Origin of the sequence: Marisediminicola sp. LYQ134 (genome assembly GCF_046599635.1) — a bacterium.
Classification (GTDB): Bacteria; Actinomycetota; Actinomycetes; order Actinomycetales; family Microbacteriaceae; genus Marisediminicola.
The window spans coordinates 310,717-324,771 of sequence record NZ_JBKIWP010000001.1 but is presented as its reverse complement, the minus strand read 5'-3'; the positions used below and the strand labels follow the sequence as shown (position 1 = coordinate 324,771).

The window sequence follows — 14,055 nt, the reverse complement described above, 5'->3', positions numbered from 1 at the left end:
ACGCCAGGTGAATCGATTTCCCGGCCCTCTTCGCTCGGCGACAGCCATCAGAGGAGAGAATTCGTGACCACCCAGATCGTCATCCTGGCCGCAGGCATGGGAAGCCGCCTCGGTCGGTCCCTGCCCAAACCCCTCACCGAGCTCAGCGACGGACGCACGATCATGCGTCAGCAGTTCGACAACATCGCTCACGCTTTCGGCGACGACGCCGCCGTGACGATCGTCGTGGGCTACAAGCTCGAGCACATCATCGAGGCGTTCCCGGCGGCATCATTCGTCTACAACGAGCAGTACGACCAGACCAACACCTCCAAGAGCCTCATGCGTGCTCTCAAGGCCTCGGCCTCGGGCGGCGTCCTGTGGATGAACGGCGACGTCGTCTTCGACCCCGAAGCCCTCGTGCGAGCCGCGAAGATGGTCGCACAGAACCAGTCGTTCGTTTCGGTCAACACCGCGAAGGTCTCGGACGAAGAGGTCAAGTACACGACCGACGCCGAGGGATACATCCGCGAGCTCTCGAAGACCGTCAAGAACGGTCTCGGTGAGGCCGTGGGGATCAACTACGTCGCCGCCCACGACAAGGCGGCCCTCGTGCGCCAGCTCGGCCGCGTCGCCGACCAGGACTACTTCGAGCGCGGCATCGAGCTGGCGATCGAACAAGACAAGCTACGATTTGAGCCGATCGACATCTCCGACCTCTACGCCGTAGAGATCGACTTCGCCGAGGACCTCGAGAGGGCCAACCTCTTCGTCTGAGCTCCAGTCTCGGGATGTCCCCGGTAATTAGAGGATCCCGATCACGTGACAACCGCGCAGCCTGACAGTCGCTCGTGGTCGTCGTTCGGGCGATATCGGCACTCGCTCTGGTTGCTCACCCGACGCGATCTCCGCGTGCGCTACTCGACGTCGGCGCTCGGATACTTCTGGTCGATCCTCGACCCGCTCGTCATGGCGGGCATCTACTGGTTCGTCTTCACCCAGGTGTTCCAGCGCACCGTGGGCGAAGAGCCCTACATCGTCTTCCTCCTGTGCGCCCTGCTCCCGTGGATGTGGTTCAACGGAACCGTCTCCGACTTCACGCGCGCGTTCCTGCGCGAAGCCAAACTGATCCGCTCGACCAAGATCCCCCGCACCATCTGGGTCAATCGCCTCGTGCTCTCGAAGGGGATCGAGTTCGTCGCGAGCATCCCCGTGATCGCCGTCTTCGCGTTCGGCACGACGGCGACGCTCCACTGGGAAGCCGTGTATGTGCTGCTCGCCGTCGTCATGCAGGCTGTTCTACTCGTCGGGATCGGGCTCATCGTCGCCCCCCTCGTGGTCTTCTTCCGCGACCTCGAGCGTGCTGTCAAGCTCGTGCTGAGGTTTCTCTTCTACGCCTCCCCCATCATCTACAGCTTGCGCGACCTCCCCGAGAACCTCCACGTGCTCGCCTCGTTCAACCCCCTCGCGGGGATCTTCTCGCTCTACCGCGGGGCATTCTTCCCCGAGCAGATCGACTGGGTGGCCGTCGGCATCGGCGCGGGCGTCTCCGTGGCCCTCCTCCTCGTGGGGAGCGTCGTCTTCTCTCGGGTCGAGCGCGCCGTGCTGAAGGAGATCTGATGACCGCCGACACACTCGACACCGTCGACACCACCACCTCGACACCCGTGATCCGGGTGGATGGTGCGGGCATCCGTTTCCGTCGCAACCGGCGGTCCCGCCGCAGCTTCAAAGACCTCTTCTCGCGCCGGCGTCGCCGCATGCGCTCCGACGACTTCTGGCCGCTGCGCGACGTGAGCTTCACCGTGCAACAAGGTGAGGCGATCGGTGTCGTCGGCCGCAACGGGCAGGGCAAGTCGACCCTGCTCAAACTCGTGGCCGAAGTCATCCTGCCCGACGAGGGGACCGTCGAGGTCGGTGCCGGTGTCGCCCCTCTCATCGAGATCACGGGCGGTTTCGTCGACGACCTGTCGGTGCGCGACAACGTGTTTCTCACGGCGGGCCTCCACGGCATGAAGCGAGCCGAGATCGAGGCGCGATTCGCGGAGATCATCGACTTCGCCGAGATCGGCGACTTTCTCGACACGCCATACAAGCACTTGTCGAGCGGCATGCGCGTGCGCATCGCGTTCGCTGTGATCAGCCGCCTCGAGGAACCCGTGATCCTCGTCGACGAGGTTCTCGCCGTCGGCGATAAGGCGTTCCGCGAAAAGTGCTACGTGCGCATCGAGGAACTCCTCGCGGGAGGACGTACGCTGTTTTTCGTATCCCACAACGAGAAAGATCTGCGCCGCTTCTGCACGCGTGGGCTCTACCTCGATAAGGGCGCTCTGGTGGTCGACGGTCCGATCGGCGATGTGCTCGACCGCTACAACCGCGAATACGGAGTCAAGAAGTGACTGGATCCCCCACCGACAGTTCCACGCCCGCCGAGGTGGAACGCGGAATCGAACGGCTGCTCTCGGTGCAGCGTCCCCTCGTCGTGGCTCACGTGCGCAGCATCCGCAAGCACCACCCCGACGCCTCACCCGCTCGAGTGATCCAGATTCTCGAGCGGCGCTACCTCACCGCGGTGACGGGCGGAGGTGCCGCCGTCGGCGCGAGCGCCGTCATCCCTGGCGTCGGCGTCGGCGTTTCGCTCGCCCTCTCGGGCGTCGAGACCGCGGGATTCCTCGAGGCGAGCGCGCTCTTCGCTCAGTCGGTCACCGAGGTGCACGGCATCGCCGTGAGCGACCCCGAACGTGCCCGCACCCTCGTGATGGCGATGATGCTCGGCACGGGAGGCTCGGACCTCGTGCGCCAGCTCGCGGCCCAGGTCACCGGCGCCGGACCGAGCCGCTCCGGGTTCTGGGGCGAGATGGTCACCAAGAACCTGCCGAAAGCGGCCGTCGGTCAGATCGGGGATCGCATCAAGCGGTCGTTCGTGCGCCGATTCGCGACCTCACAGGGCACCTCGGTGCTCGGCCGCACGATTCCCTTCGGAATCGGCGCCGTCATCGGCGGAACCGGAAACCACATGCTCGGTCGTCGGGTGATCACGAGCTCCCGCGAGGCGTTCGGTCCACCCCCGATCGACTTTCCCGTCGAGCTCGAGCCGCGCGCGAGCACCGACACCCCGAGGCCGGCACTGCGAGCGCTGCGGGGCCGCATGAAGATCCGGGGTCGCCGCGATTCCGCGATCGAGTCCGGCGAGGTCACACCCGGCGGATGATCGTCTCGTCATCGTCGTCAGCCGGCGTGATGGTGTTCGCGACCGGGAGGTCGGAGAGCGCGTGATCGCCCGCGTCGTCTGAGGTGGCGGGGTGCAGCGCCGCGTGGGTCTCCCACTCCCCCATGAGGTGCTCGATGGCCGCGCGGAATCGCTGGGTGGCCGCACCCGCCGTGGTGTCCCCGAAGTGGTGCCGCACCCAGCTCTGCAGGCGCTCTTGCGACTCGGTGCTCACGAGCACGCGCGTGACGACGTCGACGACGCTCGTCGCCTCCGCGGCGTCGAGCCAATCCGCGTCGCCGAGAAAACCGTCGAGGTCGACGAGAGCGTCGTCGTGCACGGGGCGCGTGACGATGATGGGCCTGCCGGTCGCGAGGCGGTCGTAGACCATGGCCGAGATGTCGGTGATCGCGACATCCGCCACCCGCAGTTGCCACCCGAGCTCGGCGCCCGTGTCGACGACGTGATGGGCTGACGGATCGCGCAGGTTCTCGGCCGTGAGCATCCGCATGATCTCGTCGTTCGCGGCCTTGTAGTCGGCGTCGACGACGCCGCTGCGCGGGTGCGGACGGTAGATCACGCGGTGACGCCCCGTCGCGACGAGCGCGCGCACGGCGGCGAGGCCGTGCGAGACGATCGACCCGTAGGAGGCGGCGGCGCGGTCGCCCTCCCACGTGGGCGCGTAGAGCACGACGACGCGGTCGTCGGCGGGGAACGGCGGAACTCCCTCGAGATGGTCGGTCTGAGGGCGTCCGATCGGGATCGCGCGCTTCTCGAGGTCGTAGTCCCAGAGCTTGCGACGGAGACGGTCGAGGGCCGCTTGGCCCGCGACGAGGCTGTAGTCGTAGGCCTTGAACTGGTTGGTCGTCATGTACATCTTGTCGCTCTCGCCGTGATTGATGAACACGTGCCACATGCGGCTGTAGCGCATCATCTGGAAGTTGCGGGAGTTCTGGTTGACGTAGAGCACGACGCGCAGATCCTGATCGGCGATGAACTGCTCGAGATCGGCCACTTGGCGCGCGTAGACGACCGGCACGGGCGACTCGTCGAACAGGGTCAGGGCGGCTGCGGGTGATCGCGAGATGATCGTGACGGGCCACGTCGTCGCGAGGTCGGCGAGCGGGCCGTACCACTGACGGATCTGATAGAGATTGACTTCGGCGTCGGCGAAGTAGACGGCGATCTGCACGGTGCCCGGTGCCGGTCTCGACATCGTCGGGGTGATGCGTGCGAGGCGTCGGCGGGTGATGCGGGAGCGCCACAGCGACCTCGCGAGTCGGAGTCCGGTGCTCACATCGTCACGCAGCGGCATCGGGCGAACTCCAGTTGCTAGGGGGACAAACGTGGTCCGGTGGGGGACACTCCATTAGATCAGGGGCGGTCGACCGGCCCTCGCCATGCGCCACACCGTTACCCACCTGATACGGCGACGCTCCCCCGCCGGTTCGCGCCAGCCGGCCATCCATCCGGCCCACCACGACCGCAGCCCCATCGGGTTGCGCACGGAGCGCAGAAGCTGCACTCCGGTCCACGACGCGACGTAGAACGGGATGAGCACGACGGGCAGGTTGCGTCGCGCGAGAAAGACGCGATTGCGGGCGTTGAGCCGGTAATAGTAGGAGTGCCGGGTGGGGGTGATCGCCGGATGATGGGCCACGAGGTCGCCCGCGTACCACGTGCGCAACCCCTGATCCCACACGCGCCACGCGAGCTCGATGCCCTCGTGTGCGTAGAAGAACGGTTCAGCCCACCCACCCGTGCGATCGAAGACGCGGCGCGGCATCACGACGGCACCCTCCCACACCGAGAAGACGTCGCCGGACTCGGTCGCCTCCCCCTTGCGGATGCGCGGCACCCAGCGCCGTGGATTCGTAGCCCCACTCGGATCGACGACGCGCGGCTGCACGAGCCCGATCGTCGACCCCGGGCCGAGCAGGGCGATCGCGTCGGCGAGAAAGGTTTCGCTCGGCACGCTCGCGTCGTCGTCGAGAAAGAAGAGGTACTCCCCCTCGACGAGCGGCACGCCCCGATTGCGACCGGCGGGGATGCCGAGATTCTCGTCGAGCGCGAGAGCGCGCACCCCGGCGGGCAAGCCCTGCGGGCTCCATCCGTTGCCGACGACGACGACGTCGACGTCGACGTGCTGCTGCCGCAGGATGCTCTCTAGTGCCCGCTCGAGATCGACTGGCCGCGTGCCCTGCGTGAGGAGAACGGCGCCGACGGTGGGTCGGCCGCTCACCCGCGCACGCGTTTCGACGCCATGATGGCGACGAAGTGCCCGACGAGGGCGAGGAGGGCGAGCGGCAGGAGGGCACCCACGAGGATGCGGTCGACGAGCGGAAAGCCGACGGCGAGTCCGATGAGGGCCGCGACGAACGTGATCATCGTGAGTTCGACCGAGTGGTAGAGGCGGTGGAACGGCACGAATCGGGCGGCGCGACGCAAGCGCGCGATCATCCTGGCGCTCGGTTCCGCTTCGCCCTTGCGGTCGGCGAGCTTGGGAAGACCGGCGCCCGCGCGCGCGACGTGCACCATGTCGTTGAGCGCCTTGTTGAGCACGATGACGAGGGCAAGGGCGAAACCGATCGTCGTCCAGGCGAAATCGGCTGGGACATCGAACGGATAACCGGCCGCGCGGATGCCGAGGGCGATCGGGATGAGGGCCTCGGTCGAGTAGTGGCCCACCTTGTCGAGGAACACGCCGGCGGGCGACCGCGTGTTGCGCCAGCGGGCGACCTCCCCGTCGCAGCAATCGACGAGCATCTGCAGTTGACCGAGCACGAGGGCGAGGGCCGCTCCGCCGACGCCGGGGATGAGCAGGGCCGCCGCGGTCGACCACCCGACGAGGATCATCATGCCCGTGACCCCGTTGGCCGAGATCGAGGTCTTGAGGAGCCACCAGGTCAGATAGGGCGACAGGTCGCGGAGGTAGAGCGAGGCCGTCCAGTGTTCGGCGTTGGCACGCTCGCGCACCTCGGGAGGTTGGGTGATCTCGCGCAATTCGGCGATCGACGACGGGCGCCGCTCGGAGACAGGTGAGGTCACGCGTCACCTTCCTGTGTGTGCCGTGATGTTCTTCGTGAGTTTGAGGAAACCGAGGACGAAACCCGACCCCCATGCGAAATGGATGCACGGCAAGACTATGAGATACCAGAGCGCGCTGCGGACGCCCTGCGCCCGCACGACCGGCACCGTCGCGGCGGCCACGAACAGCACGTAGACGCCGGGAACGACGAGAGCGAACGCAAGCCAACCCGCTCCGGAACCGAGCAGCGCGAGGCCCGCGATCCCCACGACGAGGCCGAGGGTGACACCGATGACCATGAGCGGTGGAACGAAGTAGCGGAGCGAGTTCGCTCGGAAGAAGCGCCGCGCGAGCTCCCCCCGCCAGAGACCCGTCGCAACGAACTGGCGGATGAGCGCGCGGAGGTTCGACCGCGGACGGTAGGTGACCACGAGGTGAGGGGTGAACCACACCGTGCCTCCGGTGGAACGCAACCGCCGGTTGAGCTCCCAGTCCTGCCCGCGCTTGATGTTCTCGTCGAACAAGCCGACCTCGAGCAAGCGGTGACGCTGGAAGACCCCGAGGTAGGCGGTCTCCGACGGACCCTCGACACCCCCGACGTGGTGGGGGGTGCCCCCGAGACCGGCGCGGGCGCCGTAGGCCGTCGCCACCGCGCGTTCGAACGGGGTCGTGCCTTCGGCGCGCATGATGCCGCCGACGTTGTCGGCCCCCGTGCGCACGAGGGTCTCGACGGCGATGCGCGTGTAGTCGCGTGGGAGCACCGAGTGCGCGTCGACGCGCACGACGATCGGGTGGGTCGACGCCCTGATGGCCGCGTTGAGCCCGCCGGGGGTCGATCCGAGTTCGTTCTCGATGCGCACGATGCGCGGGTCTGCCCGCACGAGTTCGTCGATGACGGCGTTGGTGCCGTCGACGCTCGGCCCGAGGGCGAGAACGACCTCGATGTCACCCGGATAGTCCTGATCGGTGAGGCTCAGAACGGCCGCTTCGATGTGATCGACCTCGTTGAGCACGGGCATGATGTACGAGACCCCGGGTTGCGGCGTATCAGTTGGGCTCACGTGCTATCCAGTCGCGGCCGGATCGGGTCTCTTCGCTTACGACGGCCGTTGCCGGAAGCTCCATCGAGCCTAACAGCCGACACGACGACGCCCGCGGGGCACCGGAGTGCGCCGCGGGCATCTGTCGTCGTCTGCGGTCGGGCCGCGACCAGTCGCTACTCGAGCGACCCGAGGGTCACATCGACTTCGGCCGGCGTGCCGTCTCGCACGTAGCTGATCTCGGCGTCTGCTCCGGCAGCGAGGGCCCGGATCTGCGCGGTCAGGTCGGTCGCGCTCGTCACGGGGATGCCGTTGACCGAGGTCACGATGTCGCCCGCTTGCAATCCGGCTTCTGCCGCGGCACCGTCGGCCACGACGTCTTGGATGAGCGCTCCGACGACGGTCGCCGTGTCGGCGGAGACCTCGGAGACGTTCGCCCCGAGGAGCCCGTGGGTTCCGGTTCCGCCCGAGATGATCTCGTCGGCGATGCGCTCGGCGAAGTTCGACGGGATGGCGAACCCGACACCGATGCTTCCCGCGGTGCCCTCGGATGATCCGGCGCTCGCGATCGCGACGTTGATGCCGATGACTCGGCCCTCGGAGTCGAGCAACGCTCCACCCGAGTTGCCGGGGTTGATCGCGGCATCCGTCTGGATCACCGAGAGCGCGATCGTCGACGACGCGGTCGGCTGCTGACCCTCACCCTCGTTCTCGGGGGTGTCGAAGCGCCAGAAGTCGAACGGTCCCTCGTCGGGGTCGGTCTCGTCGAGGTTCTGGTCGTCGGGGGTCTGCGGCGCCGCCGACGAGGCGACCGTGATGCTGCGGTTGAGTGAGCTCACGATGCCGTTGGTCACCGTGTTGGCGAGACCGAGCGGCGCGCCGATCGCGATAGCGGTATCACCGACGTTGAGTTCGCTCGAGTCGGCGAACTCGGCGGCCTGGAGGTTGGTCGCGTCGACCTTGATCACGGCGAGGTCGGAGATCGGGTCGGTGCCCACGAGCTCGGCGGGCAGGAGCCGACCGTCGTAGGTCTGCACCGATACCGAGGTCGGTGCCGCACCGTCGATCGACACGACGTGCGCGTTCGTGAGGATGTAACCGTCGTCGCTCAGGATGACGCCGGAGCCGGTGCCCCCGGTGTTCGAGTTCTCGACGGAGATCGTGACGACGGACGGTCCGGCGGATGCCGCGACCGCCGTGATGGCGGTCGCGTCGTCGGCGTCGTTGACCGTGATGTTCGCGGGGCCCGAGACGACGCTCGACCCTCCGGAGTTCTGCATGGCCGTGATGGCGAAAGCGGTGACACCCGCTCCCGACACACCGCCGACGAGCGCGCCGACCGCGATCGCCGCGATGAGCCCGACTCCGGCGCCGCGCTTCTGCTTCGGCGCGGTCGAAGACGAACCGGCGGCGGCAGGCTGGCCGAACGCGCCGGTCTGGCCGTGCGCGCCGTTCGGACCCTGCGCGCCGTTCGGACCTTGTGCGCCGTTCTGGCCGTAGAGGCCTCCCTGTGCCGCCGCTGCGCCGTAGAGCGGCGCCGTCGGCTGCTGCCCGGGAACGGGAGGCGGGGTGGGCGCGGAGTACGCGGACGCCTGGGGTCCGGGTGCGTGAGGAGTCGACGCGTAGGGGTTCGATCGCGTGTCGGCCGCGGGCTGCCCGGCCGGCGGGGTGAAGGCGGCGGGAGCGCTCAGGGCAGGCGTCGACGGCGCGGGCGTCTCAGCCGCAGTCGCGGCGGGCGTCGACGGGGTGCTGGGCGCCGAGGGGGTGCTCTCGGTCGGCTGCGCGGGAGGCGGCGTGGGGGCGGCGCTCTGCGGTGCGTTCACGTCGTCTCTCGCCTCGCCTGTGTCGGGACGATCGTTGTTGTCGGTCATGGTGCTCCTTTCAAGCGCTGCCAGCATCCGGCGACAACCTGGACATTGTATTTGTCGCTGCTGTGAGGCGGTGATGACTCGATCGAGCGATCATCGACCCCCTCTCTTCGGAGCGCGGAGGGCATTCGCTTGTTCCTGCGGAGCTGGTCGGCGCCGGCGCTGTCGGGCCGATGCGGACGAACCGCTTGCGTCAGCAGCCGGGACCGCGGGGCCCCGCCGCGCAATCGCGGTCGACGAGCACGGTGTCTGCGGTGCCGACCCGCACCGTGAGGGGGGCGGCCGCGACGGTCACGGTGCCGTCGATCGACACCCACGGGCCCCCGTCGCTGTAGCGGTATTCGGCGCGGTAGTCGGTGCTCGCCGACACCGTGTGGGTCGCCGCCCGCGAGTAGGCGTGACTCGTGGGGGTCGCCGTGAACTCGTTGCTTCGACCGGCCGCCCACGGCGCTCCTCCCGTCGTGCGCACGACCGTCGTGCCGTCGCCGTAGTCCCAGCGGTAGGCGACCGGAGTGAAGCGCACCGACGCGGGTTCGCCGAGCAGGCTGCCCTGCCGCACGTGGGTTCGAGCATCGACGAAGAAGTTGGTTTCGAGCCCGATGATCGACCACCCGTTCGGCTGCATCCCGTGCGTGCCGCTCGACGCGTCGAACCCCGCGATGTCGCTCAGCGTGATCGCGCGCTGAGCCTCCTCCTCGGGCTCATCCGACGGCCCCGTGACGGTGTAGCCGTCTCGACACACCTCGACGGCGGGGTCGCACTGCGGCTCCTCGACCACGGGCACCGCCCCGCCGGGTGCGCCCGCGCCGGGCCCGACCTGTGCGCCGGGTGCCGGCGGCCGACCGGGCGTCGTGACCGACCCCCCGAGCTCGACCCCGTCGGGCGTGACGGATGCGGAGGGTGGTGGCGCAGCGCACTCTTGCGCGCTCGCACCCCAGGCGGTGCACCCCGCGTTACTCGCGACGGCTGTAACTGCAGTCACCGCGAGCATTGTCAAAAAGCCCGCGCACCAGGATCGAGTCAACAAAAGTTCTCCCCAGACCAGGACCGAGACTGCGAAACGACTAGCTTGCCGTCCGGGGCAGTCTCAAATTGCACCTCAAGTGGGTAGCGCTCGATCCGATCCGGAGGTGAAACGGGTTGCAGATTCGAATCGAGCAAATCAGTTCCGCTGATGTCGAGACACAGGTACGCGGTGACGGATCCGTCCGCGTCATGGTTTTGAAGCGTGAATGAATCGAATTCTTGTTGCCCCGTTCCCGTTTGATCCCTTTCGCGCATTCCCGCGAAGGTCTGTCGTTCTTGATCCAGGGCGGCCCCAGTGGTCACCGCGGCCATCCGCTCAGCGTTTTCACCACCGTCGGATGCCACTTCCGCTCCTAACGCGAGGTACTCCGCGTACGCCTCCTCGGCCGCGGCGAGCGCTTCCTCTTCGGTGGCGAAGACCGGGTCGCTTTGCGGCGAAGCTGACGGCGCGGGTGTCGGCGCGGCCGTCGCGCATCCGGCGAGAATCACCGTGAGAATCGCCGCAGCACCGAACGCACCGACGCGCGCGGGGCGGAGGGGCGAGCTCATGCGATGACGCTAGAACACGCGTGGTGGCGGGCGCCAGCGTTCTCCACAACACCGCCGTTCAGCGGCTCGGCGTTAGGTTGGTTACTCCTCGACGAAGTGCTGGTGACGAATTGACTATTCCCGGAGCGTGGGCGCGCACGGCCCGCTCGGCGATGCTTCTCGGAGACGACGGCGAGCTGCGCCCGACAGTCTTCGCCGAGATGACCGCCCTCGCCGCGACGACGGGGGCGATCAACCTCGGTCAGGGGTTTCCCGACGAAGACGGCCCGCGCGAAGTGCTCGACGCTGCTCGAGAGGCGATCGCCGCTGGTGTGAACCAGTATCCGCCGGGGCTCGGCACGCTCGAGCTCCGCACCGCGATCGCCGAGCACCAGAGTCGCTTCTACGCTCTCGACGTCGACCCCGAGACCGAGGTTCTCGTGACCGCCGGTGCGACCGAGGCGATCATGGCCACTGTGCTCGCGCTCGTCGAGGCGGGCGACGAGATCGTCACCTTCGAGCCGTTCTACGACGAATACGCGGCCGCCATCGGGTTGAGCGGGGCTGTTCACCGCACGGTGCCGCTGCCCGCGCCGCACTTCCAACCCGACCACGACGACATCCGAGCCGCGATCACCGACCGCACGCGGCTCATCATCGTCAACAACCCCCACAACCCCACGGGCACCGTGCTCGACCGTGCGGCGCTCGAGGTGATCGTCGAGGCGGCACACGCCCACGACGCTCTCATCGTCACCGACGAGGTCTACGAGCACTTGCTCTTCGACCTCCCCCACATTCCGATCGCGACGCTCCCGGGGGCACGGGAACGCACCATCACCATCTCGAGTGCGGGCAAGACGTTCAGCACCACCGGGTGGAAGGTCGGCTGGCTCACCGCGCCGCGCGAACTCGTGCGGGTCATCCTCGCGATCAAGCAGTTTCTCACCTACGCGAACGGCGCTCCCTTCCAGCCGGCGATCGCCGTGGGCCTCCGCTTGCCCGACGAGTTCTTCCGCGGGCTCGCGGCCGACCTCAAGCGCAAACGGGATGTGCTCTCGGCGGGTCTCACGGCAGCCGGCTTCAGCATCACCACTCCCGAGGGTGGCTACTTCGTCATCGCGGATGCCGCCGCCCTCGGCTTCGACGACTCGGGCGAGTTCTGCCGTGCCCTGCCCTCGCTCGCGGGGGTCGTGGGCGTGCCAGTGAGCGCCTTCGTGCGCGAAGAGCACCGCGCGGACTACCGCTCGCTCGTGCGTTTCGCGTTCTGCAAGCGCTTCGACGTGCTCGACGAGGCGTCGAATCGCCTCGCGGGACTGTCGACCCGCTGAGGCGGCCCGCTCAGGCTGCGCACCTAGTCGCGGGGAACGACCGTGAACCGCCGCAATCGGAGGGCCGGATTGGTGTCACGGACGGACGCGATGCGCGCCGACGATGCCCAGGCGACCGCGACATCCGTGTCGTCGCCGACGGTCGCCAGTTCGACTCCCATGGGGTCGACGATCATGCTGTTGCCCGCGCCGATCGGCGGGGCGTGGTCGGCCGCGGCGACGTACACGGTGTTCTCGATCGCGCGTGCCGTCACGAGGGTGCGCCAGTGGTGCTCCTTGAGGGGGCCGCGCACCCACTCCGCGGGAACGGCCACGACGTCGGCTCCTGCGTCGACGACGGTGCGGGTGACCTCCGGAAAGCGGATGTCGTAACACGTCTGCAGCCCGACCGTCAGGTCGCCGACGACGAACGTCTCCGGCTCGGCGATGGACCCCGCGAGAACGAAATCGCTCTCACGCTGGCCGAACGCGTCGTAGAGGTGCTGCTTGCGGTACGTCGCGACGACGGCACCGGCGGGGTCGACGGCGACGAGAGTGTTTGAGAACCGTCGTGGATCGTCGGTCGCTTCGAGCATTCCCGCGACGACATGAACACCCGTGCGCTCAGCGAGGGCGGCGAGCCCCCGCACGAATTCGCCGTCGAGGCCCTCGGCCGCCGCGAGGGATGCCTCGCCGATCTGCGGCTCGAAGAACGCCGAATACTCGGGGAACACCAGGAGCGACGCGCCCCGAGCGACGGCCGTGTCGGCGAGCGAGGCCATGTCGCGGAGGTTCTTCGCCGCGTCGGTGGTGGGGGCGAACTGCGCGACGGCGAGAGCGACGGAGTCCGGGGTCGGCAGCATGCTCCCAGCTTAGATCGGGCGACCCCGGCTGAGCCGTGTCGCCCGACGCATAGCGTGTCGAGGCATCCTCAGTCCAGCCCCCAATCGTGATCGCGCGGAAAGGTAGGCTCGACCCAGAAACTAGGCCGGGGGGTTTGTCTGTGGCAGTCACGCGAGCGGATGTCGCACGTCGAGCAGGCGTGTCGCCGGCGGTCGTCAGCTATGTGCTCAACCCGGGATCCCGACCCGTTTCGGCGGCCGCGCGATCCCGCATCGAAGACGCGATCCGCGAGCTCGGGTATCGACCCAATGCGATCGCGCAGGCCCTGCGACGGTCGTCGACGATGTCGCTCGGCCTTCTCGTTCCCGACCTCGCCAACCCCGTGGTCGCGAGCCTCGTTCGTGCGGTCGAAGACATCGCCTACGACCTGGGCTACGTGCTCTTCATCGGCACGATCGGTCACGATCTCACTCGCGAGAAGAAATACATCTCGACCTACGTCGATCGTCAGGTCGATGCCCTCATCCTGCTCGGTGCCCACGCCCCCGACCTGCTCGCGACGATCGCGCGGCGGGGCACGCCCGTTATCGTGCTCGACCGCGTGGAACACGGACGCGGCATCTCGACGATCACGACCGAGTCGGTGGAGAGTTCTGCTGCGGGAGTCACCCACCTGATCGAACAGCACGGCCACAAGCGCATCGCGTGCATCACGGGGCCGTCGGCAGCTGCAGCGGGGATCGCCGAGGACCGCGTGAACGGCTGGCGGCTCGCCATGGAGCGCGCCGGGCTCGAGGCGGGAGACAACCTCCTCTATCGGGCTGCCGACTTCACCCGATCCTCCGGACACACGGCGGCGCTCCACCTCCTCGAATCGACCGACCTCACGGCATTCTTCGTCGTCTCCGACGTGCAAGCGGTCGGGGCGATCGGGGCCATCCGCGAGCGCGACCTCTTCGTGCCGAGCGACATCGCGGTCGTCTCCTACGACGGCACCGAAACCGCCGCGCGAGCGTTTCCGCGCCTCACGACCGTCGACGTCGACATCGACAACGTCGCCGAGTGGACCATGAAGCGCCTCATCGAGAAGCTCAAGAAATCCGACACGAGCGAGACGCACGACGTGCTGCCCGCGGAGCTCATCATCCGCCGGAGTTGCGGATGCGACGCCGCCGTCTGACGAGACTCGACGGCGCGACACGACACTCGACCAGCGCAAAGAAAA

14 protein-coding genes are annotated in these 14,055 nt (G+C 67.9%); 6 read left to right on the top strand and 8 right to left on the bottom strand.

The genetic code is table 11. The features are described 5' to 3' along the window. Positions 1–63 precede the first annotated feature (63 nt). The 4 genes from ACLHIH_RS01550 to ACLHIH_RS01535 are packed head-to-tail and all read left to right on the top strand — an operon-like array spanning position 64 to position 3,190. Positions 64–756 carry an NTP transferase domain-containing protein gene (locus tag ACLHIH_RS01550; RefSeq protein WP_411314955.1) on the top strand — a complete coding sequence of 231 codons (693 nt, stop codon included), beginning with the start codon at positions 64–66 and terminating at the stop codon, positions 754–756. A gap of 45 nt (positions 757–801) precedes the next feature. Continuing rightward, entirely contained in the window at positions 802–1,599 is a 798-nt protein-coding gene (locus ACLHIH_RS01545; protein ID WP_411314954.1) for an ABC transporter permease, read from the top strand. Beyond that, positions 1,599–2,378 carry an ABC transporter ATP-binding protein gene (locus ACLHIH_RS01540; RefSeq protein ID WP_411314953.1) on the top strand — a complete coding sequence of 260 codons (780 nt, stop codon included), beginning with the start codon at positions 1,599–1,601 and terminating at the stop codon, positions 2,376–2,378. Before ACLHIH_RS01545 ends, ACLHIH_RS01540 begins: the two co-directional genes overlap by 1 nt. Then, a complete protein-coding gene (locus tag ACLHIH_RS01535; protein WP_411314952.1) occupies positions 2,375–3,190 on the top strand; it encodes a hypothetical protein in 816 nt (271 codons plus the stop codon). Before ACLHIH_RS01540 ends, ACLHIH_RS01535 begins: the two co-directional genes overlap by 4 nt. On the opposite strand, the gene ACLHIH_RS01530 is transcribed toward ACLHIH_RS01535, so the two are convergent. From ACLHIH_RS01530 to ACLHIH_RS01500, 7 genes are all read right to left on the bottom strand, one after another. Next, positions 3,174–4,502 carry a CDP-glycerol glycerophosphotransferase family protein gene (locus ACLHIH_RS01530; protein ID WP_411314951.1) on the bottom strand — a complete coding sequence of 443 codons (1,329 nt, stop codon included), beginning with the start codon at positions 4,500–4,502 and terminating at the stop codon, positions 3,174–3,176. The two genes, ACLHIH_RS01535 and ACLHIH_RS01530, sit on opposite strands and share 17 nt — an antisense overlap. Before the next feature lie 54 nt (positions 4,503–4,556). Next, positions 4,557–5,429: a glycosyltransferase family 2 protein gene (locus tag ACLHIH_RS01525; RefSeq protein ID WP_411314950.1), complete on the bottom strand. Its 873-nt coding sequence runs from the start codon at positions 5,427–5,429 to the stop codon at positions 4,557–4,559. Further along, positions 5,426–6,235 (bottom strand): CDP-alcohol phosphatidyltransferase family protein, encoded by an 810-nt coding sequence (locus tag ACLHIH_RS01520; protein WP_411314949.1) that lies wholly within the window; start codon positions 6,233–6,235, stop codon positions 5,426–5,428. The genes ACLHIH_RS01525 and ACLHIH_RS01520 overlap by 4 nt, the downstream gene beginning before the upstream one ends. Positions 6,236–6,238: 3 nt before the next feature. Continuing rightward, positions 6,239–7,276, bottom strand: a complete 1,038-nt coding sequence (locus ACLHIH_RS01515) for a glycosyltransferase family 2 protein (RefSeq protein WP_411314948.1) — start codon at positions 7,274–7,276, stop codon at positions 6,239–6,241. 155 nt (positions 7,277–7,431) lie between these two features. Next, positions 7,432–9,126, bottom strand: a complete 1,695-nt coding sequence (locus ACLHIH_RS01510; protein ID WP_411314947.1) for a trypsin-like peptidase domain-containing protein — start codon at positions 9,124–9,126, stop codon at positions 7,432–7,434. Positions 9,127–9,316: 190 nt separating this feature from the next. Then, a complete protein-coding gene (locus ACLHIH_RS01505) occupies positions 9,317–10,105 on the bottom strand; it encodes a hypothetical protein (RefSeq protein ID WP_411314946.1) in 789 nt (262 codons plus the stop codon). Between the two features lie 38 nt (positions 10,106–10,143). After that, complete coding sequence (locus ACLHIH_RS01500) at positions 10,144–10,698, bottom strand: hypothetical protein (RefSeq protein WP_411314945.1); 555 nt, start codon at positions 10,696–10,698, stop codon at positions 10,144–10,146. A 110-nt stretch (positions 10,699–10,808) separates the two neighbouring features. On the opposite strand from ACLHIH_RS01500, the gene ACLHIH_RS01495 reads away from it, so the two are divergent. After that, on the top strand, positions 10,809–12,008 hold the full coding sequence (locus ACLHIH_RS01495; protein ID WP_411314944.1) for an aminotransferase class I/II-fold pyridoxal phosphate-dependent enzyme: 1,200 nt from the start codon (positions 10,809–10,811) through the stop codon (positions 12,006–12,008). A 23-nt stretch (positions 12,009–12,031) separates the two neighbouring features. Here ACLHIH_RS01495 and ACLHIH_RS01490 read toward each other — a convergent pair whose 3' ends face one another. Further along, the gene (locus ACLHIH_RS01490) at positions 12,032–12,850 is read right to left on the bottom strand and encodes a carbon-nitrogen hydrolase family protein (protein ID WP_411314943.1); all 819 of its coding nucleotides are present in this window, start codon (positions 12,848–12,850) and stop codon (positions 12,032–12,034) included. A 140-nt stretch (positions 12,851–12,990) separates the two neighbouring features. Here ACLHIH_RS01490 and ACLHIH_RS01485 point away from each other — a divergent pair, with 140 nt between their 5' ends. Next, positions 12,991–14,010: a LacI family DNA-binding transcriptional regulator gene (locus ACLHIH_RS01485; RefSeq protein ID WP_411314942.1), complete on the top strand. Its 1,020-nt coding sequence runs from the start codon at positions 12,991–12,993 to the stop codon at positions 14,008–14,010. Positions 14,011–14,055: the final 45 nt, after the last annotated feature.